This window comes from Anoxybacillus dikiliensis, from assembly GCF_050613275.1.
Lineage (GTDB): Bacteria > Bacillota > Bacilli > Bacillales > Anoxybacillaceae > Anoxybacillus.
In genome coordinates, this window is sequence record NZ_CP187112.1 from 32,501 (window position 1) to 56,503 (window position 24,003).

Genomic DNA, 24,003 nt, shown 5'->3' on the forward strand with positions numbered 1-24,003 from the left:
AAGGCCCAAGCGACTGTTTATCAAAAACACAGGTCTCTGCGAAGCCGTAAGGCGAAGTATAGGGGCTGACACCTGCCCGGTGCTGGAAGGTTAAGGGGAGCGCTTAGCGCAAGCGAAGGTGCGAACCGAAGCCCCAGTAAACGGCGGCCGTAACTATAACGGTCCTAAGGTAGCGAAATTCCTTGTCGGGTAAGTTCCGACCCGCACGAAAGGTGTAACGACTTGGGCACTGTCTCAACGAGAGACCCGGTGAAATCATAGTACCTGTGAAGATGCAGGTTACCCGCGACAGGACGGAAAGACCCCGTGGAGCTTTACTGCAGCCTGATATTGAATGTTGGTGCGACATGTACAGCATAGGTGGGAGACTGAGAAGCCTGGACGCCAGTCTAGGTGGAGTCGCCGTTGGGATACCACCCTTGTCGTACTGAGATTCTAACCCGCACCCCTGATCGGGGTGGGAGACAGTGTCAGGTGGGCAGTTTGACTGGGGCGGTCGCCTCCCAAAGCGTAACGGAGGCGCCCAAAGGTTCCCTCAGAATGGTTGGAAATCATTCGAAGAGTGTAAAGGCAGAAGGGAGCTTGACTGCGAGACCTACAAGTCGAGCAGGGACGAAAGTCGGGCTTAGTGATCCGGTGGTTCCGAATGGAAGGGCCATCGCTCAACGGATAAAAGCTACCCCGGGGATAACAGGCTTATCTCCCCCAAGAGTCCACATCGACGGGGAGGTTTGGCACCTCGATGTCGGCTCATCGCATCCTGGGGCTGTAGTCGGTCCCAAGGGTTGGGCTGTTCGCCCATTAAAGCGGTACGCGAGCTGGGTTCAGAACGTCGTGAGACAGTTCGGTCCCTATCCGTCGCGGGCGTAGGAAATTTGAGAGGAGCTGTCCTTAGTACGAGAGGACCGGGATGGACGCACCGCTGGTGTACCAGTTGTCCCGCCAGGGGCACAGCTGGGTAGCTATGTGCGGAAGGGATAAGCGCTGAAAGCATCTAAGCGTGAAGCCCCCCTCAAGATGAGATTTCCCATCGCGTCAAGCGAGTAAGATCCCTTGAAGATGACAAGGTTGATAGGTCCGAGGTGGAAGCGTGGCGACACGTGTAGCTGACGGATACTAATCGATCGAGGACTTAACTAAGCACACAAGAAAGGCGTAGGCGACTGTTCAGCCACGAAGAGCGCGAAAGGCCTGCGAGGAGGCTGTTGCCGCCACAGCAGGACTGAAGCGATTCGAGGGGCTAGGAGCCGAAGCTAGACAGTAAGAAAAGCGGAGAACGGTTCTTGACGTAGTCAAGAAAACATCCGACGGAGCCAAAAGCTTTTGACGAAGACGTGCGTGCACGTCGAACGGAAAAAGCAAAGGCGGAGGAGGATGTTAGTTCGAAGCTAGACAACAAGAAAGGCGTAGGCGACTGTTTAGTCCTGTTATCTAGTTTTGAAGGAATAATTCTTCATCATATTGCTCGGTGACGATGGCGGAGAGGTCACACCCGTTCCCATCCCGAACACGGAAGTTAAGCTCTCCAGCGCCGATGGTAGTTGGCGGGACACCGCCTGCGAGAGTAGGACGTTGCCGGGCAAAGAGAAGACCAAGACGATTTAGTCTTGGTCTTTTTACTTTCGCTTTTGTTATACTCCCGCACCAAATGATTGTTTTCGAAGTATATTGTTATATGAAACTGGGAAAACTGTTAGCGGGAGGTGGAGAACAAATGTCTTATAAAGAAACTTGCATTGTATGTGATGGACAAAATAAAAAAGGGATTCATGTTTTTCATCATTTTATATGCATGGATTGTCATAACGATCTCATCCAAACGGAAACAAATGATGAAAAATACAAATTTTACGTTGATCGGCTGAAAAAAATAGGAGAGAATAAAATATATTCATGAAGAATCTCGCAGGAAACCCCTGAATTCATTCATGGGAGGAATGCGAGTTTTCTTTATTTTTCACTAAAAATAAGATAAAATAAAATTAGTGAAAGGTGGTGAACAAATGAAATTGACTTTAACAGCAAAAATTAAAATTTTACCCACATCTGAACAAGAACAGCTTCTTCAAAAAACGATGCAAGCGTATTGTGATGGTTGTAACGCTGTGTCGGAAGTGATATTCAAAGAAAACACCCTTGTGCAAGCCAAACTTCACAAAATGATGTATCGAAAACTCCGTTCTACATTTGGCTTAAAATCTCAAATGGCACAGTCTGTGTTAAAAACGGTGATTGCAAAATATAAAACGAACCAAACCAATGGACATAAGCGTTGTCAGATTGCGTTTAAAAAACCGCAAATCGACCTCGTGTTTAACCGAGATTACAGTCTAACAAAAGGATTGTTTTCCATCAATACGTTAGAAGGACGAATCAAAGTTCCTTTTCAAACGAAAGGACTTGAAACGTATTTCGACGGAACATGGACGTTTGGAACAGCAAAGTTAGTGAACAAACATCAAAAGTGGTTTCTCCATATTCCTGTATCCAAAGAAATGGAAGAAGCTAGCCTTCATCAGATTCGCCAAGTGGTTGGCGTAGATATGGGCGTAAATTTCATTGCGACCGTTTATGATTCGAACGGACAGACGCTATTTTTCAAAGGTAGACACATCAAACACAAACGGGCAAAGTATAAACAACTCCGCAGACAACTACAAAAAAAGCAAACCCCCTCTGCCCGCAGAAGATTAAAGAAAATCGGTCAACGAGAAAACCGTTGGATGCAAGATGTCAACCATTGCATCAGTAAGGCACTCGTTGAGCGTTATGGCAAGAACACGCTGTTTGTGTTAGAGGATTTAACAGGCGTTCGCCAAGCAACAGAAAAAGTGTCCGTCAACCATCGGTATGAACTTGTGTCTTGGGCGTTTTATGATTTAAGACAAAAAATCGAGTACAAAGCACGTAAACACCAAGCCAAAGTGATTGCGGTTGATCCGACATATACTTCCCAAACTTGCCCAAAATGCGGACATACAGAGAAAGCGAACCGAAATAGGAAAACGCACACATTCTGTTGCAAAACGTGCCAATACACAACAAACGATGACCGAGTCGGTGCGATGAATCTTCAACGAAAAGGAATCGAGTACATCGTTGAAGTAACCACGAACGCATGACGTTGGTGGTTGGGTAGCTGTCAACCTGCCCTGATGCAACCCCAAATGAAGGAAGGAGGACACCGTCCGCTTGCACTTCTGGGGAGTTGCAAACCCTCGACTTTAGTCGTTGGGTAGTTGACAACAAAAGGCCCCTACTATGATTAGGGCCTGTTTTATTTTAAGATAAATATATAAAAACGTGAGCGAGGAAACGAATAAAGATGGACCAAACAAAAACACCTCTATATACACTTTTATGTGAACATACCTCGAGACAACCGATTTCATTTCACGTACCAGGGCATAAATATGGAGCTGTTTTTTATGAAGAGGCTCTTTCTTCTTTTGTACCGTTGTTACATTTAGATGTAACGGAACTTTCGCATTTAGATGACTTACATCATCCAACGGGAGCGATTGAAGAGGCGCAACAATTAGCGGCAAAACTGTATGGGGTTAAACGGACATATTTTTTAGTTAACGGTTCTACTTCCGGTAATTTAGCGATGATTACAGCTGCATGCGAAAAAAATAAAAAAGTTATTGTACAACGTAATTGCCATAAATCCGTTTTACATGCGCTACATCTCCTTGGGGCGACACCGATTTTTATTTCCCCGGAATTTGATGAAGATGTTCGCGTAATGTCTTTTGTATCGTTTGAAACAATCTATAATACATTGCGTGAGCATTCAGATGCCGCTGCGCTCATTTTAACAAATCCAAACTATTACGGGATGTCTATTGATTTAACAAAAATTATTCAATTGGCCCATTCTTATCGCATGCCTGTTTTAGTGGATGAGGCACATGGAGCTCATTTTGTGCTCGGGGAACCTTTTCCAAAATCGGCTGTTGAGTGTGGGGCAGACATTGTTGTACAATCAGCCCATAAAACGCTTCCAGCCTTGACTATGGGTTCTTTTTTGCACTTTAATAGTGATCTCATAGATGAACGTACGTTAAGATACTTTTTGCAAGTTTTTCAAACAAGCAGCCCATCTTATCCAATTATGGCTTCGCTTGATTTGGCTCGCGCTTATGTTGCGCAACAGACACGTGAAACGATTAATGAAATGGTTGAGCAAATTCAATTATTTAAGCAACAGTTGCGAGGAATCGAGGCAATTCATGTTGTAGAATCGCAGCATCCACTCGTTCGAACAGACTTGTTAAAGATTACGCTACAAACACGCAGTGCACATTCAGGTTATGAGTTGCAGCAGCTATTAGAAAGGAACGGAATTTTTACAGAAATGGCTGATCCATATAATGTATTACTTGTTTATCCGCTTGCAAAAATGAAACAATTTCAAATGATTACAGAGCGAATAAAACGTGCGCTACAATCTATCCGAAGCGAACGACAAAACGAATATGAACGAATTCAATTACCAAAGCATTGTCAAGCTGTGAGTTATGAATGGATTAAAGGTAGGCGAACAAAGCAAGTGTTGCTTTATAATGCAGTCGGACGTGTTTGTGCTCAAATGGTTGTCCCTTATCCACCTGGGATTCCTATTTTACTTATTGGAGAAATTGTGACAAAGCAACATATTGAGCTTATTCAATACTTGAAGCAAACAGGGGCATATTTTCAAACAGATATAGATGGGGATTATATTGAAGTTTTTGAGGAGGCTTAAGATGAACTACTTATTTTTTTCATTTGAAGGTCCCGAGGGAGCAGGGAAAACAACGATCGTTCGCATGTTAAATGATTACTTAACGAAGCAACATGTTGACGTTGTTGCGACGCGTGAGCCAGGCGGAATTGATATCGCTGAGCAAATTCGTTCCGTCATTTTGCATCCTAATAATGATCGAATGGATGCGCGAACAGAGGCTTTACTTTATGCAGCGGCGAGACGACAACATTTAGTTGAAAAAGTAATTCCTGCGTTAGAGGAAGGAAAAATCGTTCTTTGCGATCGTTTTATTGACAGTTCTCTTGCTTACCAAGGGGTAGCGCGCGGTTTAGGAATAGATGAGATATTGGCTATTAATGCGTTTGCGATTGAAAGTTGGATGCCGACATTAACCATTTACTTTGATATTGATCCAGCGCTTGGTTTAGCGCGTATTCGCGAAAATGGGTTAAGAGAAGTGAATCGACTTGATTTAGAGGAACTAGCGTTTCATGAGCGAGTGCGTGATGGATATATGATGTTATTAGATCGTTTTCCAAATCGCATAAAAAAAGTAGACGCTACTCAGTCGATAATAAAAGTATTTGAAGACGTACGGGCATTGATTGAGCCTTTTTTAAGAAAGTGAGAGGATCGTTATGTCATGGAAATCGTTCGAAACAAATCAACCACATGTAGCGAAAATGATTGTCAACAGTATAAGAAAAGGGAGAGTGGCTCATGCCTATTTATTTGAAGGACAAAAGGGAACAGGGAAAAAAGAAGCCGCTCTTTTATTCGCTAAGCGTTTGTTTTGTTTAACAAATGTACATGATGAGCCTTGTGAAACATGTGTAAATTGTCGGCGGATTCAATCTCGTAATCACCCAGATGTTCATCTTGTTGTCCCTGATGGAAACTCAATTAAAAAACAACAAATTGAGCAACTGCAAGAGGAGTTTACAAAGACGGCTGTTGAATCGAGCCGCAAGCTATATATCATTGAGCATGCTGATCAAATGACCGTTCAAGCTGCGAATAGTTTATTAAAATTTTTAGAGGAACCGTCAGCAAAAACGGTGGCCATTTTATTAACAGAGCAATTACATCGCATACTCCCAACGATTGTTTCACGTTGTCAAGTTATTTCTTTCAATCCATTACCAACGGAACAAATATACGCTTATTTACAACAACAAGGTGTACCACGGGAGTTAGCCATATTAGCTGCCAGATTAACAAATAATGTACAAGAAGCTTTTCAGTTAAGTCAAGATGATTGGTTTGCACAAGCACGAAAAATAGTGATACAATTATATGAAGCATTAAACAAGCAATATGTCCAAGCGTTGCTCGTCATTCAACAACATTGGCTTAGTCATTTCACGAATAAAGAACAAATGAGCATGGGATTAGACTTATTATTATATTTATATAAAGATTTATTATATGTGTTACTAGGAGAAGAACAACAAATTGCATACGATGATTGCATAAGTGAATTTCGGCGGTCGCGTTTTCTTTATTCTGAAAAGCAAATTGCCCAACATATGAAGGCCATTTTACAAGCAAAAGCGCGGTTGCATACGAATATGAATCCGCAGCTTTTAATGGAACAGCTAGTATTGCAGTTGCGGGAGGGATCTGCATTTGTATGAAGTTGTAGGCGTTCGTTTTAAGAAAGCAGGAAAGATTTATTATTTTGATCCTGGAGATTTACCGATTTCAAACGGTGATTATGTCATTGTTGAAACCGTTCGCGGCATTGAATTTGGAAAGGTTGTTGTGGCTAAAAAACAAGTCGATGAAAAAGATATTGTTTTGCCATTAAAAAAAGTGATTCGCATGGCTGATCAAAAAGATAAGCTTATTGTAGAGGAAAATAAAAAGGCAGCCGAAGAAGCATACGACATTTGCTTAAAAAAAGTAGAAGAACACGGGCTAGAAATGAAGCTTGTCGATGTCGAGTATACATTCGACCGCAATAAGATCATTTTTTATTTTACTGCTGATGGACGCGTCGATTTTCGCGAGCTTGTTAAAGATTTAGCAGCTATTTTTCGCACAAGGATTGAGTTGAGACAAATTGGTGTACGTGATGAAGCGAAAATGTTAGGTGGTATCGGGCCGTGCGGACGCATGCTTTGCTGTTCGACGTTTTTAGGCGACTTCGATCCGGTATCGATTAAAATGGCGAAAGATCAAAACTTATCGTTAAACCCGACAAAAATATCGGGACTATGCGGTCGATTAATGTGCTGCTTAAAATATGAAAACGATGAATACGAAACAGCAAAAGAACAATTGCCGGACTTAGGTGAGGTCATTGAGACGCCTCTTGGGCTTGGAAAAGTCGTGGGGCTAAATATTTTAGAAAGAGTGCTGCAAGTGGAATTAGTCGACAAAGACCGAGTAATTGAGTATACAATTGATGAATTGATAAAAGAAAAAGTTCTTCCTACTCAAGCCACGGAGTAATGGGGTGGATGGCGCGTGAATAAAAAAGAGATTTTTCAATCTGTAACAAGCATCGAGGAACAAATTGCCCATTTATATAAACAGCTCGGGGAATTGAAAAATTATCTCGGGGAGTTAATTGAAGAAAATCATCGGCTTCAAGTGGAAAATGACCATTTGCGTAGACGGCTCGAACAGCTGTCTGAAAACAAAGTAGAGCAAGGAAAAAAACAAACGAAAGCGAAGTTAGTCGATATAGGCGAAGGGTATGACAATTTAGCCCGCTTGTATCAAGAGGGATTTCATATTTGCAACGTACATTACGGAAGTTTACGGACCGATGGAGATTGTTTGTTTTGCTTGTCATTTTTAAATAAAAAATAGCCTTTCTGACAAATGGTCTGGAAGGCTATTTTGTTGTAGAAAGAGGGAGTTTACATGTTGCGTGAAGATGAACGACTGGACTACTTGCTAGCAGAAGATATGAAAATTATCCAAAGTCCATCCGTGTTTGCTTTTTCATTAGATGCTGTATTGTTAGCGAATTTTGTATACGTTCCGATTCAAAAAGGAAATTTAGTTGATTTGTGTACAGGCAACGGAGTGATCCCGCTGTTGCTAAGTAAACGGACGAAAGGAAAAATTATTGGTGTCGAAATTCAAGAAAAGATTTATGATATGGCGAAACGAAGTGTGCAATATAACGGACTAGAAGGACAAATTGACATTATTCATGGTGACATTAAAGATATGCCTGCTTATCTCGGACATAGTAAATTTGATGTCGTAACGTGCAATCCGCCTTATTTTCCAACACCCACTCAAGAAGAGATCAATAAAAATGAACATTTTGCCATTGCGCGTCATGAAATTTACTGTACGTTAGAAGATGTCATTCGCGTTAGCAGTCAATTGTTAAAGCAAGGTGGTAAAGCGGCTTTTGTTCACCGTCCAGAGCGTTTGTTAGACATCGTTACATTGATGAGGCAATACCGTTTGGAGCCGAAACGTTTACGATTCGTTTATCCAAAAGAAGGAAAAGAGGCGAACACCATTTTAATTGAAGGGATAAAAGACGGAAATAAAGGACTAAAAATATTGCCACCTCTAATCGTGTATGAACAAAATGGGGAATATACGGGTGAACTAAAATATATTTTATATGGGGAATGAGATCACATGAACGAACAAAAAAGCTTTGTCGAAGAAGGGGAAAAGGGAATTTTGTACATTGTCCCAACGCCAATCGGGAATTTGCAAGATATGACATTTCGTGCGGTGGACACGTTACGGACAGTTCACTTTATTGCTGCTGAAGATACACGTCAAACGAAAAAGTTGCTGAATCATTTCGATATTCATACACCGCTTGTAAGTTACCATGAACATAATAAAGAGGCGAGTGGCAAAAAAATTGTTTCCGCCTTGTTAGAAGGAAAACATGTTGCACTAGTAAGCGATGCAGGCACGCCAACGATTTCTGATCCAGGTTATGAGCTTGTTATGAGCGCATTAAACGTTAATTGTAAAGTCGTTCCGCTCCCTGGTGCTAACGCGGCTGTGACGGCGCTGACGGCATCCGGGCTTCCGACGAGCCATTTTTATTTTTATGGATTTTTGCCACGGCATAAAAAAGAAAAGGAAAAAGAGCTCGAACAACTAAAGCATATAAAAGATACGCTCATTTTTTACGAGGCGCCACATCGTCTCAAGGAAACGCTGGCCATTATGTACCATGTATTCGGGAATCGGAAAATGGTTGTGGCGCGCGAGCTAACGAAAAAATTTGAACAGTTTATTCGCGGAACGATCGAAGAGGTGATGCATTGGGCAGAACATCATGAAATTCGCGGGGAGTTTTGTCTTCTTGTTGAAGGGAATCATATACATGAGGAAGAACCGATATGGTGGAATGATTTAACCATTGTTGAACATGTAAATTATTATATAGAAGCGAAGCAATATACGTCGAAAGAAGCGATTAAACAAGTAGCAAAAGATCGTCAATTACCGAAGCGGGATGTGTATGAAGCGTATCATAAGTAAAAAAAGTTTCTCTAGAAAAGTCTAGAGAAACTTTTTATTTTGATTGTTGAAGAAGGTTTTGAATTTCTTGTAATAACGTTTCTGCGCCTTCTTTACTTAAAATGATTTTTCCATCTGCAAGTTTAAAGTTGTCGTCAGATACTTCCCCAGTTACTACGCAAGTCATGTTTGGCTTGTACTTTTTCAAGATGATGCGCTCATCATCTACGTAAATTTCCAACGCATCTTTTTCTGCAATGCCTAACGTGCGGCGCAATTCGATTGGAATAACTACACGACCTAACTCATCGACTTTACGAACGATACCTGTTGATTTCATGTTTATTCTCCTCTCCTTTGTTCATCTTTTTTCGTCAATATTCGACAAAATCTCTATGGATTTATCATAACAACTTTTCCATTAAGCGTCAATCCTTTTATATGCAACAATAAAAAAAAATGTATGATTTACATGTCGTTGCACATAAAATTCGACAAAATTATAGTTGAAATGACAAAATCCAAACGATTTGACAAGAGATGCATAACAGTTTTTAACTACTTTTCAAGACGATACAAACCTTATTATAAATATTATTCGACAAAATTCAACATAAATTCGACAAATTTTCTCACATATTTTCGACAAAATTCGACAAAAGTATACGATTTGTCGACAATCCCATGTCGAATAGTTGACAGCGCTCTTTATTTTTATGTATATTTTGGTGAGATAAGAGGAATAGATGTACTGATCAAGAATAAAAAATATGCAATCGCTCTCGTCCTTTGGGCGAGAGCGTTTCTACTAAACGTGCAAAGAGGAGGGGTACAAGTGACAAAAAAGACGTTTTATATTACCACACCCATTTATTATCCGAGCGATAAATTACATATCGGCCACGCTTATACGACGGTAGCTGGCGATGCGATGGCAAGATATAAGCGGATGCGCGGCTATGATGTGATGTACTTAACAGGAACAGATGAACACGGTCAAAAAATTCAGCGAAAAGCAGAGGAAAAAGGGGTTACCCCACAGCAATATGTGGATGACATTGTCGCGGGAATTAAAGAACTTTGGAAAAAACTCGACATTTCTTATAACGATTTTATTCGTACGACAGAACAGCGCCATAAGCAAGTCGTTGAAAAAATTTTCGCCCGTCTTTTAGAACAAGGGGATATTTATTTAGATGAATATGAAGGATGGTATTGTACTCCGTGTGAATCGTTTTATACTGAACGACAATTGGTTGAAGGTAATTGTCCAGACTGTGGACGACCTGTAGAAAAAGTAAAAGAACAATCATATTTTTTCCGCATGAGCAAATATGTCGATCGCTTATTAGCGTTTTATGAAGAAAATCCGCAATTTATTCAGCCGGAATCGCGCAAAAATGAGATGATTAATAACTTTATCAAGCCGGGCTTAGAGGACTTAGCTGTGTCACGGACAACGTTTGATTGGGGCATTCCTGTTCCGGGCGATCCGAAGCACGTCATTTATGTATGGATTGATGCGCTGTCAAACTATATTACTGCGTTAGGGTATGGAACAGAAAATGATGAAAAATATAAAACGTACTGGCCGGCAGATGTTCATCTTGTTGGGAAGGAAATTGTACGTTTCCATACGATTTACTGGCCAATTATGTTAATGGCTTTAGATCTTCCGCTTCCGAAAAAAGTGTTTGCGCACGGATGGTTGCTCATGAAAGACGGAAAAATGTCGAAGTCGAAAGGAAATGTCGTTGATCCAGTTACGTTAATTGATCGGTATGGCTTAGATGCGTTACGCTATTATTTACTTCGTGAAGTGCCGTTTGGTTCAGATGGTGTGTTTACACCGGAAGGTTTTGTTGAGCGCATAAACTATGATTTAGCGAACGATTTAGGTAATTTGCTTAACCGGACGGTAGCGATGATTGAAAAATATTTTGCAGGCCGTATTCCTGCGTATAGTGGCACGCACACCCCGTTTGATGAACAGCTTGTACAAACGGCGTATGATACCGTTAAACAATATGAAGAAGCGATGGAACAAATGCAATTTTCCCAAGCTTTAACAGCTGTTTGGCAGCTTATTAGTCGCACGAACAAATATATTGATGAAACGCAACCATGGGTATTAGCGAAGGACGAAGCCGCGCACGAACAGTTGGCTTCCGTCATGTCGCATTTAGCGGAGTCTCTTCGGTATGTAGCTGTTTTATTGCAACCGTTTTTAACAGAAACGCCAAAACGAATGTTTGCTCAACTGGGCGTTCAAGATGAACAACTAATGGGCTGGGACAGCTTACAAACGTTTGGTTTTTCACAACATGAGCGAATGGTTGAAAAAGGGGCTCCACTGTTCCCACGTTTAGACGTTCAAGAAGAAGTGCAATATATTCAAGCACAAATGAAAGGGACGTCAGCAAACGTAGAAGAAAAGCAGGAACAAAATGAAGAGAAAAGCGAAGAAATTACGATTGATGATTTTATGAAAGTTGATTTGCGTGTTGCACAAGTCATTCATGCTGAGCCCATTCCAAAAGCGGATCGCTTGCTTAAATTACAACTTGATTTAGGCTATGAAAAGCGACAAGTCGTATCAGGTATTGCAAAACATTACAAACCGGAAGATTTAATTGGGAAAAAAGTCATTTGCGTGACGAATTTAAAGCCTGTGAAATTGCGCGGAGAGCTGTCGCAAGGCATGATTTTAGCTGGGGAAAAAGATGGCGTATTGTCATTGGCGACAGTTGACGAATCGCTTCCAAACGGAGCTAAAGTGAAGTAAAGAGGTGTTGCAAAAACACCTCTTTGTTTCTATTTTGTAATGTAATTGTTATATAGCTGTGATTTATGTAACGGGATTGTGTGGTAAACTGAACATCGGAAGAAAAGAGGGGTTATATGTTATTTGATACACATGCACATTTAAATGCGACACAATTTAACGAAGATGTTGAACAAGTAATTGAACGAGCGCGTGCAGAAAGTGTGTCACATATTGTTGTTGTCGGATTTGATCGACCGACTATTCAACGGGCAATGGAGTTAGCGGAGCAATATTCTTTTATTTACGCAGCTGTTGGATGGCACCCTGTCGATGCGATTCATATGACTGATGAAGATCTCATTATGATTGAGCGTTTAGCCGCGCATCCGAAAGTTGTAGCGCTCGGTGAAATGGGGCTTGACTATTATTGGGATCAATCACCGAAAGACGTACAAAAGGAAGTATTTCGAAAACAAATTCGTTTAGCGAAAAAAGTAAAGTTGCCGATTATTATACATAATCGCGATGCGACAGCTGATATTGTTGATATTTTACGAGAAGAGCGCGCTGAGGAAGTCGGGGGCGTGATGCATTGTTTTAGCGGAAGCATAGAAGTGGCGCGTCAATGTATGGATATGAATTTTTATATTTCGTTTGGCGGTCCTGTGACGTTTAAAAATGCAAAAAAACCGAAAGAGGTGGCGAAAGAAATTCCACTTGATCGGTTGCTTATTGAAACGGACTGTCCGTATTTAACGCCACATCCGTTTCGAGGAAAACGGAATGAACCGAGCTACGTGAAATATATTGCCGAAGCGATTGCTGAGTTAAAAGGTGTGTCTTTTGAGGAAGTGGCTCAAAAAACGTCCGACAATGCGAAGCGATTATTCGGCATCATTTGATAGAGAATCGTGTCGATGATTAGGAAGGCTTGTCTAAATAAAAGATGAAACGAGATTGTTCTACAACTTTTTTTACAAGCATACAATAAGCTTGTCGACAAGTCTTCCTTCCCTTATGAAAGAATATTTTGAATAATAGATAATAAGCTTCATAGAAAGGGAGGGTCGTCGCGATCATCTATCGGAAAAGGAGGCGTTTTTATTTTGATTACGTATGTAAAAAAATTATTGCAATCAACATCAAAAAAGAAGATTGCGCTTGCTACAGGAGGGTTTTTAGCCTTATCTAGCATGACGGGATATGCTAGCTATGAATGGACAAAAGAGACGGTGACGTTGTATGCAAACGGAAAAGAACAAAAAGTACGTACGCATGCAAATACGGTTGCTGAGCTGCTAAAAGAACAAAATATTCAGTTAAAACAAGAAGATTTTATCTCTCCTTCCCCACAAACTAAAATTGTTGACCATTTAACCGTTAAGTGGGAAGCAAGTAAGCCGATTGTATTAGTCGTTGATGGGGTAGAAAAGAGAATAAGGACGACGGCGAAAACGGTGAAGGATGTATTGCATATTCAGCAAATCCAGCTTCGTGATTATGACGAAATATCACCAAACGTTGATGAAAAAGTAAAAGACAACATGAAAATAGTGATAAGTAAAGCGTTTCCGATTACATTAAATGACGGCGGCAAACAGCAACAAGTTTGGTCTACTTCGACTACGGTCGCTGACTTTTTAGCTAAACAACATATTACATTGCGGGAGCTGGATCGCGTTCAACCAAAATTGAATGACATGATTCAACCAAACACGAAAATAAACATTGTTCGAGTTGAAAAAGTCACCGATGTAGTGGAAGAACCAGTAAATTTCGTCGTTGTAAAAAAGAAAGATGCACATTTGGAAAAAGGGAAACAAAAAGTGATTAGCGAGGGAGAAAAAGGGCTTGTCGCGAAGCAGTATGAAGTTATTTTAGAAAACGGAAAAGAAGTATCGCGCAAGCTTATTAAAACAGAGACAATTAAGCCGAGCAAAAGTCGCATTGTTGCCATTGGCACAAAACAAGCCCCGAGAATATTAGCTTCCCGTGGAAGCAGTGAAGTGGCTGAGGAACTTTATGTGATTGCCACAGCATATACAGCGTATTGTGGTGGATGTTCTGGAACGACTGCAACAGGCGTAAATTTACGTTCAAATCCAAACGCCAAGGTGATCGCTGTCGATCCGCGTGTCATTCCGCTCGGAACAAAAGTATACGTTGAGGGGTATGGATATGCTGTTGCTGCAGATACAGGAGCGAATGTGAGAGGGTATAAAATCGACGTATTTTTCCCCGATAAATCGACAGCATATCGTTGGGGAACGAAACGTGTGAAAATTAAAATTTTAAAATAACTGCAGAGGATTTCACGATCCTCTGTTTTTTTCGTTATAATGAGTGAAGAACGGTTAACAGATGGAGGTTTTTATGAAAATTAAGGAAATTATCGTTGTCGAAGGACGCGACGATACAGTGGCGATTCGCCGTGCGGTAGATGCAGATACGATTGAAACGAACGGAGCAGCGATTAATGAAGAGACGATCGAGCGCATTCGTTTAGCACAGCAACAGCGAGGAGTGATTATTTTTACGGATCCTGATTACCCAGGAGAAAAAATTCGTAAGACAATTGCTGAGCGTGTACCGGGATGTAAACACGCATTTTTAACGCGTGAGGAAGCGAGAGGAAAACACGGAAAAGGTCTCGGTGTTGAGCATGCTTCCATTGAAGCGATTCGCACAGCGCTTTTAAGTGTGTACGAAGAAATGATCGATCCGCATGAGGAGATTTCATTTCAGCAGCTTGTCGATGCAGGATTAATCGGGGGACCGCTAGCGCGCGCACGGCGTGAAAAGTTAGGTAAACTATTAAAAATCGGATATACAAACGGAAAACAACTGCATAAGCGGTTACAAATGTTTCAAATTTCAAAGGAGCAGTTTGTAGAAGCGATGAAGCAAGTGGTGCAGGAGGAAGAACATGTATAAAGATATTGCTACACCGACTCGTACAAAAGAAATTTTAGCGAAATACGGCTTTTCGTTTAAAAAAAGCCTTGGACAAAATTTTTTAATTGAACCGAATATTCTACATCGTATCGTTGATTTTGCTCAACTTTCTGAACGAACAGGTGTTATTGAAATCGGACCAGGAATCGGGGCGCTTACAGAACAATTAGCGCGCCGAGCAAAAAAAGTGATCGCGTTTGAAATTGACCAACGGCTTCTTCCTATTTTAGCGGATACGCTCTCCCCGTATTCAAACGTGTCAATTATTCACCAAGATATTTTAAAAGCCGATGTTCAACAAGTGATATCGGAACAGTTAGAGGATGTAGAAGATATTATGGTTGTTGCCAACTTGCCATATTACGTCACGACACCGATCGTTATGAAGTTGTTAACGGATCGTTTACCTATTCGCGGAATGGTCGTTATGTTGCAAAAAGAAGTAGCAGAGCGCATGGCAGCAAAGCCAGGAACGAAAGACTACGGTTCTTTAACGATTGCAGTTCAATATTATACACACGCGGAAACGGTCATGCATGTGCCACGAACGGTATTTGTGCCAAAACCGAATGTGGACTCTGCAGTCATTCGTTTATTGAAGCGAGAACAACCTGCTGTCTCTGTGTCGAATGAAGATTTTTTCTTTACTGTTGTTCGTGCGAGTTTTGGACAGCGGCGGAAAACGATTTTAAACAATTTAATGAGTCATTTGCCAAACGGCAAACTGAAAAAAGAACAAATTGAAAAGGCGCTTGAGGCTGCCCATATTGATCCGAAACGAAGAGGAGAAACGCTTACTATCGCTGAATTTGCTATTTTGAGCGACCGACTATACGACTTTTTTTCGCAAGAGGCTTAAAGCCTCTTTTTTTACACGTTCGATCCTTTCGTTGCATATGTTACAAACAAAACAAACGAAAGGGCGGGCGTGTATGATTCAAATTGGGGATATTGTTGCACGGAAATCATATGAATGTGATATTTTGTTTCGAGTCATTGATATAAAAGAAAAAGAGGGGGAAAAAGAAGCAATTTTATACGGAGAAGACGTTCGGCTCATCGCAGACGCTCCATTTTCTGATTTAGTTGTTATTGATGAGCGAGAAAAAAAGAAGCGAGAAGAAAAAGAGAAACAACATATTGAACAATGTTATAAATTGCTGCGTCAAGATTACCGGTTGTTGCGAGAAAAAAGCGAATATGAAGCGACTGGTGGATACGAAGTGAAAATGGATTTTTTCCAGCTTCCAGGACGAGTGCTTCATATTGATGGAGACCCGCTTTATTTACGAAAATGCATGCAGCTGTATGAAAGAATTGGGGTTCCGGTATACGGTGTTCATTGTCATGAAACAGATATGCCTGATCGTATTATTCCGCTACTCGAACAAGTGCGTCCAGATATTTTAGTTGTAACTGGGCATGATGCATATTCAAAATCAAAAGGATCGGTGGATGATTTAAAAGCGTATCGTCATTCGAAATATTTTGTGCAAACGGTGCGACAGGCGCGCAAAAAAATTCCGAATCTCGATCAACTCGTCATTTTCGCTGGCGCTTGTCAATCTCATTTCGAATCGCTTATTCGGGCAGGTGCGAACTTTGCTAGCTCTCCTGCACGCGTCAATATTCATGCACTTGATCCTGTATATATCGTCTCACGCATTAGTTTCACTCCTTTTATGGATCGCGTCAACGTATGGGATGTATTGAGAAATACGTTAACGGGGGAAAAAGGGCTTGGGGGTGTCGAGACGCGAGGTGTGTTGCGAACCGGAATGCCTTTTCGGATGATTGCTGAGCAAACATAAACAAATGCCCCTTGTCTTTTTGCCATTATGGTAAAAAGACAAGATGAGGCAATATCATTTTGTTTTTTAACGCTTTTTATACATAATTTTTTTTATTATTGTCCATAATAAAGACAAAAGTATTGACATAAAATATTTTTTGTTGATATAATTCTTATTTTTTGACTTATTTATTTCTATTTGTTATACTACATAATAGTGAGGTGGATACGATGGGAAAAACATTGTCGGAAATTAAAAAAGTTCTGGATTCAAATCTCGGTAAAAGATTGACGTTAAAGGCGAACGGTGGGCGTCGAAAGACAATCGAGCGTTGCGGCGTGTTAGCCCAAACATATCCGTCCGTATTTGTCGTGGAACTTGATCAAGAAGAAAACGCTTTTGAACGTGTATCATATAGTTATGCAGACGTATTGACAGAGACGGTGCAGCTTACATTTTTAGATGACGAACAAGTAGCGATGAGTAGCTCACATTCATAACGGTTAAGGAGGCGACCGATATCGGTAGTCTCTTTTTTTATGGCTATTGAAAAGGCACGTATTTGTTCACTATTTTTTGTGGTAAAATGTCGATAGAAGTTTGAAGTCGGAAAAGTAGGTGAACAGATTGAGGTTGTTAGTGAAAGCACCAGCGAAAATTAATTTATCTCTCGATGTATTACATAAGCGTCCGGACGGTTACCATGAAGTCAAAATGGTAATGACGACAATTGACTTAGCTGACCGTGTAGAGTTGATGGATTTGTACTGTGATAAGATTCAAATTATCTCCCACAATCGCTTTGTGCCGGATGATGAACGAAATTTAGCGTATCAAGCCGCAAAATTGTTGAAAGAAAAGTTCGGTGTTCGTCGCGGTGTAGCCATTTCTATTACGAAATGTATCCCTGTTGCAGCAGGTCTTGCAGGTGGGAGTAGCGATGCGGCTGCAACGTTGCGTGGGTTGAATAAACTTTGGGGATTAGGTTTAAGTTTAGATGAGCTTGCTGAAATTGGTGCAGAAATCGGTTCGGATGTTCCGTTTTGTGTATATGGGGGAACAGCAATTGCCACAGGGCGCGGAGAAAAAATTGAACATATCCCTGCCCCTCCACCAAGTTGGGTCATTTTAGCAAAGCCAACAATCGGTGTATCAACGGCGGATGTGTATCGCAATTTGAATTTACAATCTGTTGATCATCCGAATGTAGACGGAATGGTTGCTGCCATTAAAGAAAAAGATTACGAAAAAATTTGTGCGCTCGCGGGGAACGTACTAGAAAGTGTCACATTAAACATGCACCCCGAAGTGGCTCAAATTAAAGAACAAATGAAGCGTTTTGGAGCAGACGTATCGTTAATGAGTGGCAGTGGTCCAACCGTATTTGGCCTTGTTCAACACGATTCGCGTTTGCAACGTGTATATAACGGGTTGCGGGGCTTTTGTGAACACGTATATGCTGTTCGATTAATTGGGGAAAGGCACGAACAATAAGGAGGTTATCACATGAAATTAAGGAGAAGCAGTCGGCTTGTGGATATGACGCACTATTTGCTTTATCACCCACATCAACTTGTACCGCTGACCTTTTTTGCGGAGCGATATGGATCAGCAAAATCGTCCATTAGCGAAGATTTAGCTATTATTAAGCAAACGTTTGAACAACAAGGAATCGGTTTGTTGCGCACGCTTCCTGGAGCTGCCGGAGGAGTGCAATATGTCCCGAAAATGTCAGAAGCAGAAGCAAAACAGTTTATTCAGCAATTATGTACAAGCCTAGCAGACCCTGAGCGATTATTACCAGGGGGTTATTTGTACATGACGGATTTGCTCGGTGATACGGGCATCGTCAACCAAATCGGGCGTCTATATGCTTCTGCGTTTGCGCATGAACATATTGATTTTGTTGTAACGGTTGCTACAAAAGGAATTCCGTTAGCCTATGCCGTTGCAAGTTTTTTAAATGTACCTGTCGTCATTATTCGTCGTGATAGTAAAGTAACGGAAGGATCAATGGTCAGCATCAATTACGTGTCTGGCTCATCGAAACGCATTCAAACGATGGTTTTATCTAAGCGGAGTTTAAGAGAAGGAGCAAACGTCTTAATTGTTGATGATTTTATGAAAGCTGGCGGAACAATCAACGGCATGATTAGTTTGCTTTCAGAGTTTCGTGCAAACGTTGTTGGCATTGGTGTGCTTGTTGAATCCGAAGAAGCGGAAGAGAGACTCGTTGATGAATATGTTTCCCTTGTGAAACTAACGTCTGTGAATGTCAAAGAAAAACAAATTACCGTAGAAGAAGGAAACTACTTTCATTTTGTCAAATAAAAATAAATGATTTTTACATACAGGAGGAAGAGACATGAAAGTTGTGCACACAAATCAAGCTCCACAAGCGATTGGACCGTACTCTCAAGGCATTATTGTGAACAACATGTTTTACAGTTCTGGACAAATTGCTTTAACGCCAGAAGGAGAAATGGTGCAAGGGGACATTCAAGCGCAAACGCATCAAGTATTCAAAAACTTACAAGCTGTACTTGAAGCGGCAGGAGCGTCTTTAGAAACAGTTGTGAAAACAACAGTGTTTTTAAAAGACATGAATGATTTTGCAGCGATGAATGAAGTATATGGCCAATATTTTGGCGATCATAAACCGGCGCGTTCAGCCGTTGAAGTTGCCCGCTTGCCAAAAGATGCGTTAATTGAAATTGAAGTCGTTGCACTTGTCAAACAATCGTAAAAAAATTTTTCTTATGTTAGCAGGAAAATAAAAAACAACGTGGAATAAATTCACTTAAGTTCTTATATAGGGAAAAGGTGGTGAACAGAATGGAAGTGACTGACGTGAGATTACGCCGCGTGAATACCGAAGGACGTATGAGAGCGATTGCTTCGATTACGTTGGATCATGAATTTGTCGTTCATGATATCCGCGTGATTGAAGGCAATAATGGCTTGTTTGTCGCTATGCCAAGCAAGCGTACTCCTGACGGGGAATTCCGTGACATCGCTCATCCAATTAACTCAACAACCCGCGGGAAAATTCAAGAAGCGGTTTTAGCTGAATATCACCGTGCTGGTGAGTTGGAAAAAGAGCTTGAAGAAGCAGGTGCTTCGTAAATCATAAGAGAGGACCCTTTCGTTAAAAAAGGGTCCTTTTCATATGAAAAATGATGTTCATCCTATTAGTAAAGAACATATAGTGAAAATGATGAATTTTTTTGGTAGATGACAATGTTTCCTTGAAATACATACATAATTGATATATATTCAATATGGATAAAGAGAGGTATGGAGGCCTTACGATGAAACGGTATGCGATCATTTTAGCGGCTGGACAGGGAACGCGTATGCGTTCAAAGCTGTATAAAGTGTTACACCCTGTGTGTGGAAAGCCGATGGTACAACATGTAGTGGATGCAATTTCTACGTTACATGTCGATCGATTAATTACAGTTGTTGGTTTTGGAGCAGAACGAGTGAAAGAGCAACTTGGCAATCAAAGTGAGTACGTCATTCAAGAACAACAGCTTGGGACGGCGCATGCTGTCATGCAAGCAGCACCTCATTTAGCTAATAAAGATGGTGTGACTCTCGTTGTTTGCGGAGATACACCACTGATCACCTCAGAAACGATGGAAGCGCTTTTACAACATCATTTACAAACAAAAGCGAAAGCAACGATTTTAACCGCCCTTGCAGAAGATCCAACGGGATATGGTCGCATTGTCCGAAATGAAGATGGACATGTCGAAAAAATTGTCGAGCATAAAGATGCAACAGAAAAAGAGCGAATGATTCGTGAAATTAATACAGGAACGTATTGCTTTGATAATCGTGCGCTATTTGAAGCGCTGACGAAAGTGTCGAACGATAATGCGCAAGGGGAATATTATTTGCCAGATGTCATCGAAATTTTGAAAAAACAAGGCGAAATCATTTCAGCGTACGAAACACCAATATTTGAAGAAACGTTAGGTGTGAATGACCGCATTGCACTTGCGCAAGCAGAAAAAATTATGCGTATGCGCATTCATCGTAAACATATGGCAAATGGCGTGACAATCATTGATCCTGAGCATACGTATATAGCACCTGATGTGCACATTGGACAGGATACGATCATTTATCCTGGGACATGGATTGAAGGCGATACGGTAATTGGTGAAAATTGCATCATCGGACCGAATAGCGACATTAAAAATAGTCGTATTGGTGACAATACATCGATTCGTCATTCTGTTGTACACGATAGCGAAGTAGGCAAAGATGTAACGATCGGTCCGTTTGCCCACATTCGTCCACTATGTAAAATTGGAGACGATGTGAGAATTGGAAACTTTGTCGAAATTAAAAAAGCGACGTTTGGAAATGGAAGTAAAGCATCGCACTTAAGCTATATCGGGGATGCTGAAGTAGGCGCTGATGTCAATATCGGTTGCGGTACGATCACAGTAAATTATGATGGGGTAAATAAATATGTGACAAAAATTGAAGACGGTGCGTTCATCGGCTGTAACTCAAACTTAGTTGCTCCCGTTGTTGTAGGAAGAGGGGCGTATGTAGCGGCTGGCTCCACCATCACTGATGATGTACCTAATGAAGCTTTAGCCATCGCTCGCGCTCGGCAAATCAATAAAGAAAATTATGTTGAACGTCTGCAAGCGAAGAAAAAATCCTAATGGAGGTTTACTTACCCATGTCTCAGTATTTGAATTCTAATTTAAAGTTATTTTCGTTAAATTCGAATCCGATTTTAGCTCGAGAAATCGCAAAAGTCATTGGTGTTGAACTAGGAAAATGCTCCGTTTCCCGTTTTAGCGATGGAGAAATTCAAATCAATATTGAAGAGAGCATTCGTGGTTGCGATGTGTACGTCATTCAATCAACAAGCGCCCCTGTGAATGAACATTTAATGGAATTACTCATTATGATTGACGCATTAAAGCGGGCGTCTGCCAAAACCATTAATATCGTTATACCGTACTACGGATATGCTCGCCAAGATCGGAAAGCCCGTTCTCGCGAGCCGATCACTGCAAAGTTGGTTGCCAATTTATTAGAAACAGCTGGTGCTTCTCGCGTCATTACACTTGATTTGCACGCACCACAAATTCAAGGATTTTTTGATATTCCAATCGACCACTTAATGGGTGTGCCGATTTTAGCAGATTACTTTAAAGAAAAACAACTTGATGACATTGTCATTGTTTCTCCAGACCACGGCGGTGTGACGCGCGCACGGAAAATGGCAGATCGCCTGAAAGCACCTATCGCCATTATTGACAAACGCCGTCCAAGACCAAATGTGGCGGAAGTGATGAACATTATTGGTAATGTGCAAGGGAAAACGACGATTTTAGTGGACGATATTATTGATACAGCTGGAACGATTACTTTAGCAGCAAATGCGTTAGCTGAGCATGGGGCAAAAGAAGTATATGCATGTTGTACGCACCCAGTTCTATCAGGTCCAGCAATTGAACGCATTCAAAACTCAAAAATTAAAGAGCTTGTTGTAACAAATACGATTGCTATTCCTGAAGAGAAGAAAACGAATAAAATTGTAGAGCTATCTGTTGCCCCGCTTATCGGTGAAGCAATTATTCGCGTACACGAAGAACAATCGATTAGCGCATTGTTCGATTAATGGCGTTTAGACCTTCCTATTTTAGGGGAAGCTATGAGCGATTCTAAAATAGGAAGGTGATTTCATTGTTACAACTTCAATTACGTACAGATCATCGACGTTCTTATGTGAAACAAATGCGAAAACACGGTCACATCCCAGCTGTTTTGTACGGAAAAAAAACGAATAGCCAATCGGTTTTTGTTGATGCCGCCGAGTTTTTGAAACAATGGCGGGCTGTTGGCGGGAGCGGTCTTTTAGACGCGAAGCTAAATGACGATCATATTCGCATCATCGTTCGTGATATGCAAAAGCATCCGATTCGCCATGATGTCATTCATATTGACTTTTTAGCGGTTGATGCAAAGACAGAAATTGATGTTCACGTTCCTATTCATTTGGTTGGTGAAGCGGCAGGTGTAAAAGACGGTGGTGTACTGCAGCAGGCGATGCATCAATTGTCCATTCGGGCGCTACCTTCAAATATTCCGCCGTCCATCGATATAGACATAACAAATTTACAAGTAGGCGATGTTATTACAGTTTCACATATTCAAACGAACGGTGTTTACGAAATGAATCATGATCCGACAGAAGTGATCGCGTCGATCTTGCCACCGAAGCAAGAAGAAGAAATTCATAGCGGTGAGGAGCAAGAGCCAGGAAAACCGGAATCGGAAGAAGGACGCGAAACAACGCCGTGACGGACGTAGCCATCATTGGTTACGTCTTTTGCAGTATGGAGAGAAGGAGCAGGGGAAATGGCAAAACTGTTTGTTGGTTTGGGCAACCCCGGGAAAGAGTATGAGCAAACGAGACATAATGTAGGCTTTATGGTCGTTGACGAACTTGCTCATCGCTGGGGTTTTGCCCTTAATCAAACGAAGTTTCAAGGTATATTCGCAAGTGGTATCATTTCAGGAGAAAAAGTCATATTATGCAAACCGCTTACATATATGAACTTATCGGGCGAGTGTGTTCGGCCGTTGATGGATTATTATGACATTGATGTTGATGATGTAATTGTCATTTATGACGACTTAGACTTACCGACAGGGACGGTTCGCTTACGCCCGAAGGGAAGTGCAGGCGGACATAATGGGATGAAATCACTTATTCATCATTTGAAGACAGAGCAATTTAAACGTATCCGCATCGGTATCGATCGTCCGAAAAATGGCATGAAAGTGAGCGACTACGTGTTAGGTCGGTTTACAGCTGAAGAAAAAATAAATATTGATCAAGCCATTCAAAAGGCAGCTGATGCGTGCGAGCGATCGTTACACATTCCGTTCGCTCAAGTGATGAATGAATTCAATAAGTAATTGAATAAATTCCTCCTAAATGGTTCAAAATGTATTCGATTCAATTAACCATTTAGGAGGGGATATGATATGGCATTACACTATTATTGCCGTCATTGCGGCATGAAAATGGGAACGCTTGATATGCTTGATTTAGAAGATGAGCAATTAGGTTTTCATCAGTTAACGGAAGAAGAACGATTAGATATGATTCAATATCTCCCTTCAGGAGAAATTTACGTAAAGTCTATTTGTGAACATTGCCAAGAAGCATTAGATCAGAACCCTGATCTTCATCAATATGAAAAGTTTATTCAATAATTGGCTTTGGGGCT

Annotated in this window: 26 protein-coding genes and 2 rRNA genes (1 of these 28 running past the window's edge); 27 read left to right on the forward strand and 1 reads right to left on the reverse strand. The window is 41.2% G+C overall.

What is annotated here, in order from left to right; all coding sequences use genetic code 11:
- From ACPF7I_RS00160 to rsmI, 11 genes are all read left to right on the forward strand, one after another.
- Positions 1–1,140, forward strand: a 23S ribosomal RNA gene (locus tag ACPF7I_RS00160) (it extends 1,786 nt beyond the left edge of the window).
- Positions 1,141–1,464: 324 nt separating this feature from the next.
- A 5S ribosomal RNA gene (gene rrf, locus ACPF7I_RS00165) occupies positions 1,465–1,581 on the forward strand.
- A 133-nt stretch (positions 1,582–1,714) separates the two neighbouring features.
- On the forward strand, positions 1,715–1,897 hold the full coding sequence (locus tag ACPF7I_RS00170; RefSeq protein ID WP_019418065.1) for a sigma factor G inhibitor Gin: 183 nt from the start codon (positions 1,715–1,717) through the stop codon (positions 1,895–1,897).
- A 106-nt stretch (positions 1,898–2,003) separates the two neighbouring features.
- A complete protein-coding gene (locus ACPF7I_RS00175; RefSeq protein ID WP_430745468.1) occupies positions 2,004–3,122 on the forward strand; it encodes an RNA-guided endonuclease InsQ/TnpB family protein in 1,119 nt (372 codons plus the stop codon).
- A gap of 203 nt (positions 3,123–3,325) precedes the next feature.
- The gene (locus ACPF7I_RS00180; protein WP_430745466.1) at positions 3,326–4,750 is read left to right on the forward strand and encodes an aminotransferase class I/II-fold pyridoxal phosphate-dependent enzyme; all 1,425 of its coding nucleotides are present in this window, start codon (positions 3,326–3,328) and stop codon (positions 4,748–4,750) included.
- Position 4,751: 1 nt separating this feature from the next.
- Positions 4,752–5,381 (forward strand): dTMP kinase, encoded by a 630-nt coding sequence (tmk, locus tag ACPF7I_RS00185; protein WP_430745464.1) that lies wholly within the window; start codon positions 4,752–4,754, stop codon positions 5,379–5,381.
- A gap of 10 nt (positions 5,382–5,391) precedes the next feature.
- The gene (gene holB, locus ACPF7I_RS00190; protein WP_430745463.1) at positions 5,392–6,390 is read left to right on the forward strand and encodes a DNA polymerase III subunit delta'; all 999 of its coding nucleotides are present in this window, start codon (positions 5,392–5,394) and stop codon (positions 6,388–6,390) included.
- Positions 6,383–7,210: a PSP1 domain-containing protein gene (locus ACPF7I_RS00195; RefSeq protein ID WP_430745461.1), complete on the forward strand. Its 828-nt coding sequence runs from the start codon at positions 6,383–6,385 to the stop codon at positions 7,208–7,210. The genes holB and ACPF7I_RS00195 overlap by 8 nt, the downstream gene beginning before the upstream one ends.
- A 15-nt stretch (positions 7,211–7,225) precedes the next feature.
- Positions 7,226–7,573: a DNA replication initiation control protein YabA gene (yabA, locus tag ACPF7I_RS00200; protein ID WP_003398194.1), complete on the forward strand. Its 348-nt coding sequence runs from the start codon at positions 7,226–7,228 to the stop codon at positions 7,571–7,573.
- 54 nt (positions 7,574–7,627) lie between these two features.
- A complete protein-coding gene (locus tag ACPF7I_RS00205; RefSeq protein WP_430745459.1) occupies positions 7,628–8,362 on the forward strand; it encodes a tRNA1(Val) (adenine(37)-N6)-methyltransferase in 735 nt (244 codons plus the stop codon).
- A 6-nt stretch (positions 8,363–8,368) separates the two neighbouring features.
- Entirely contained in the window at positions 8,369–9,235 is an 867-nt protein-coding gene (rsmI, locus tag ACPF7I_RS00210; protein WP_430745457.1) for a 16S rRNA (cytidine(1402)-2'-O)-methyltransferase, read from the forward strand.
- A 34-nt stretch (positions 9,236–9,269) separates the two neighbouring features.
- Here rsmI and ACPF7I_RS00215 read toward each other — a convergent pair whose 3' ends face one another.
- On the reverse strand, positions 9,270–9,560 hold the full coding sequence (locus tag ACPF7I_RS00215; RefSeq protein WP_171700645.1) for an AbrB/MazE/SpoVT family DNA-binding domain-containing protein: 291 nt from the start codon (positions 9,558–9,560) through the stop codon (positions 9,270–9,272).
- 489 nt (positions 9,561–10,049) lie between these two features.
- Between ACPF7I_RS00215 and metG the strand changes: the two genes are divergently transcribed.
- From metG to ACPF7I_RS00295, 16 genes are all read left to right on the forward strand, one after another.
- Positions 10,050–11,999: a methionine--tRNA ligase gene (gene metG, locus ACPF7I_RS00220; protein ID WP_430745455.1), complete on the forward strand. Its 1,950-nt coding sequence runs from the start codon at positions 10,050–10,052 to the stop codon at positions 11,997–11,999.
- 116 nt (positions 12,000–12,115) lie between these two features.
- On the forward strand, positions 12,116–12,883 hold the full coding sequence (locus ACPF7I_RS00225; protein ID WP_430745453.1) for a TatD family hydrolase: 768 nt from the start codon (positions 12,116–12,118) through the stop codon (positions 12,881–12,883).
- Between the two features lie 204 nt (positions 12,884–13,087).
- Positions 13,088–14,281 carry a ubiquitin-like domain-containing protein gene (locus ACPF7I_RS00230; protein ID WP_430745451.1) on the forward strand — a complete coding sequence of 398 codons (1,194 nt, stop codon included), beginning with the start codon at positions 13,088–13,090 and terminating at the stop codon, positions 14,279–14,281.
- 61 nt (positions 14,282–14,342) lie between these two features.
- Complete coding sequence (gene rnmV / locus ACPF7I_RS00235) at positions 14,343–14,915, forward strand: ribonuclease M5 (protein ID WP_430745449.1); 573 nt, start codon at positions 14,343–14,345, stop codon at positions 14,913–14,915.
- Positions 14,908–15,795 carry a 16S rRNA (adenine(1518)-N(6)/adenine(1519)-N(6))-dimethyltransferase RsmA gene (rsmA, locus tag ACPF7I_RS00240; RefSeq protein ID WP_430745447.1) on the forward strand — a complete coding sequence of 296 codons (888 nt, stop codon included), beginning with the start codon at positions 14,908–14,910 and terminating at the stop codon, positions 15,793–15,795. Before rnmV ends, rsmA begins: the two co-directional genes overlap by 8 nt.
- Before the next feature lie 73 nt (positions 15,796–15,868).
- Positions 15,869–16,747, forward strand: coding sequence for a sporulation peptidase YabG (gene yabG / locus ACPF7I_RS00245; RefSeq protein ID WP_430745445.1), 879 nt, complete (start codon positions 15,869–15,871; stop codon positions 16,745–16,747).
- A 212-nt stretch (positions 16,748–16,959) separates the two neighbouring features.
- On the forward strand, positions 16,960–17,229 hold the full coding sequence (gene veg / locus ACPF7I_RS00250; protein WP_004888526.1) for a biofilm formation stimulator Veg: 270 nt from the start codon (positions 16,960–16,962) through the stop codon (positions 17,227–17,229).
- 127 nt (positions 17,230–17,356) lie between these two features.
- Positions 17,357–18,223, forward strand: a complete 867-nt coding sequence (ispE, locus tag ACPF7I_RS00255; RefSeq protein WP_181520970.1) for a 4-(cytidine 5'-diphospho)-2-C-methyl-D-erythritol kinase — start codon at positions 17,357–17,359, stop codon at positions 18,221–18,223.
- 12 nt (positions 18,224–18,235) lie between these two features.
- Positions 18,236–19,060, forward strand: a complete 825-nt coding sequence (purR, locus tag ACPF7I_RS00260; RefSeq protein ID WP_430745443.1) for a pur operon repressor — start codon at positions 18,236–18,238, stop codon at positions 19,058–19,060.
- A 34-nt stretch (positions 19,061–19,094) separates the two neighbouring features.
- On the forward strand, positions 19,095–19,475 hold the full coding sequence (locus ACPF7I_RS00265) for a RidA family protein (protein WP_430745442.1): 381 nt from the start codon (positions 19,095–19,097) through the stop codon (positions 19,473–19,475).
- An 89-nt stretch (positions 19,476–19,564) separates the two neighbouring features.
- Positions 19,565–19,855, forward strand: coding sequence for a septation regulator SpoVG (spoVG, locus tag ACPF7I_RS00270; protein WP_003398210.1), 291 nt, complete (start codon positions 19,565–19,567; stop codon positions 19,853–19,855).
- Positions 19,856–20,040: 185 nt separating this feature from the next.
- Complete coding sequence (gene glmU / locus ACPF7I_RS00275) at positions 20,041–21,417, forward strand: bifunctional UDP-N-acetylglucosamine diphosphorylase/glucosamine-1-phosphate N-acetyltransferase GlmU (protein WP_430745440.1); 1,377 nt, start codon at positions 20,041–20,043, stop codon at positions 21,415–21,417.
- 17 nt (positions 21,418–21,434) lie between these two features.
- A complete protein-coding gene (locus ACPF7I_RS00280) occupies positions 21,435–22,385 on the forward strand; it encodes a ribose-phosphate diphosphokinase (RefSeq protein ID WP_042535909.1) in 951 nt (316 codons plus the stop codon).
- A gap of 56 nt (positions 22,386–22,441) precedes the next feature.
- Positions 22,442–23,068 carry a 50S ribosomal protein L25/general stress protein Ctc gene (locus ACPF7I_RS00285; protein WP_430745438.1) on the forward strand — a complete coding sequence of 209 codons (627 nt, stop codon included), beginning with the start codon at positions 22,442–22,444 and terminating at the stop codon, positions 23,066–23,068.
- Between the two features lie 57 nt (positions 23,069–23,125).
- A complete protein-coding gene (pth, locus tag ACPF7I_RS00290; protein WP_042535914.1) occupies positions 23,126–23,689 on the forward strand; it encodes an aminoacyl-tRNA hydrolase in 564 nt (187 codons plus the stop codon).
- Positions 23,690–23,758: 69 nt separating this feature from the next.
- Positions 23,759–23,989, forward strand: coding sequence for an anti-sigma-F factor Fin (locus ACPF7I_RS00295; RefSeq protein ID WP_430745436.1), 231 nt, complete (start codon positions 23,759–23,761; stop codon positions 23,987–23,989).
- Positions 23,990–24,003: the final 14 nt, after the last annotated feature.